This window comes from Azonexus sp. (assembly GCF_036170495.1).
Taxonomy (GTDB): domain Bacteria; phylum Pseudomonadota; class Gammaproteobacteria; order Burkholderiales; family Rhodocyclaceae; genus Azonexus.
Window position 1 is genome coordinate 1 of sequence record NZ_JAVHPH010000421.1, and the last position, 1,785, is coordinate 1,785.

The following is a 1,785-nucleotide window of genomic DNA, read 5'->3' on the forward strand; positions in this document are numbered from 1 at the left end:
ACCGGGCCCCTTGAGAGGTGCCGAGCAACGCAGGAAGGCCGGGGGCCTTCGGCGAGGACTGTCTGAGGGGCGCAGCCCCGAGTTCCGCAGCCGCCCGGCTTTCCGAGTAGCGCAGGGAACCGGCAACGCCGGCACCGACCCAGGGTCGCCTTCTTTTTGCTCACTTTTTCTTGGCGAAGCAAGAAAAAGTGAGACGCCCCGCAAGGGCGGAACCCCAAGCCAATTAGCCGCCCGCACGCCAATCCAGGGCAAACCCCACGAAAAAGCGCCTCATGCTTAACACCCTCATCAACTGGTCAGCCAGAAACCCCTTCCTCGTCCTCCTGGCTACCCTATTCATCATCATTGCCGGCATCTGGTCGGTGATCAAAACCCCGCTCGACGCCATCCCCGACCTCTCCGACGTCCAGGTCATCCTGTACACCGAATTCCCCGGCCAAGCGCCGCAGGTCGTCGAAGATCAGGTCACCTACCCGCTGACCACCGCCCTGCTCTCGGTGCCGAAATCCAAGGTCGTCCGCGGCTTTTCCTTCTTCGGCGCCTCGTTCGTCTACGTCATTTTCGAGGACGGCACCGACATCTATTGGGCGCGTTCTCGCGTGCTGGAATACGTAAACTCCGTCTCCGGCAAGCTGCCCAAGGGCGTCAGTCCGACCCTGGGCCCCGATGCCACCGGTGTCGGCTGGGTATTCGAGTACGCCGTGCTGGCCAAGAACAAGACGCTGGCCGAGCTGCGCACCTTGCAGGACTGGTACCTGCGCTACCAGTTGGCCAAGGCCCCCGGCGTCGCCGAGGTAGCGAGCATCGGCGGCTTCGTGCAGCAGTACCAGGTGACCGTCGACCCGATCAAGCTAAAAACCTACGGCATCCCGTTGATGCGCGTTGCCGAGGTGATCCGCAATTCCAACCGCGACGTCGGTGGCCGCACGCTGGAAATGGCCGAGACCGAATACATGGTGCGCGGCCGCGGTTATCTGCGCGGCAAGGGCGACATCGAGAACCTGGTCTTGAAGGCGACAACGGGCAAAGACGGCGGTACGCCGGTGCGCGTCGCCGACATCGGCCGCGTCGAGTTGGTGGCCGACGAACGGCGCGGCATCACCGAGCTGAACGGCGACGGCGAAGTGGTTTCCGGCATCGCCATGTCGCGCTACGGCCAGAATGCGCTGGAAGTCATCCACAACCTGAAGGCCAAGGTCGAAGAAATCAGCGCCGGTCTGCCGGAAGGCGTCCGCATCCAGACGGTCTATGACCGCTCCGAACTGATCGAACGCGCCATCGCCACGCTGAAACGCACGCTGGCCGAGGAAAGCCTGATAGTCGCGTTGGTCTGCGTTGTTTTCCTGCTCCACCTGCGCTCGGCGCTGGTCGCCATCATCATGCTGCCGGTCGGCATTCTGGCCGCCTTCATCGGCATGCGGGCGCTGGGCATCAATTCGAACATCATGAGTCTGGGCGGCATTGCGATTGCTGTCGGGGCGATGATCGATGCGGCGATTGTGATGATCGAGAATGCGCACAAGCATTTGGAGCGGCTGGAGGCCACCCATCCCCCTCCCGGCCTCCCCCTTGAAGGGGGAGGAGAAATTCACCCCCTCCCCTTCAAGGGGAGGGTTGGGGTGGGGATGGGTTTCGAAGCCACCCGCGCCCAGGCCATCATCACCGCCTGCAAGGAAGTCGGCCCCGCCCTCTTCTTCAGCCTCTTGATCATCACCGTCTCCTTCCTCCCCGTGTTCACGCTCGAAGCCCAGGAAGGCCGGCTGTTCGCGCCGCTGGCGTGGACCA

The 1,785-nt window shown here is 63.4% G+C and carries 1 protein-coding gene; it reads left to right on the top strand.

The features are described from left to right. Window positions 1-272: 272 nt before the first annotated feature. The coding region (locus ADADOO_RS15380; protein WP_511278380.1) for an efflux RND transporter permease subunit at window positions 273-1,785 on the top strand (1,513 nt) is incomplete at its 3' end.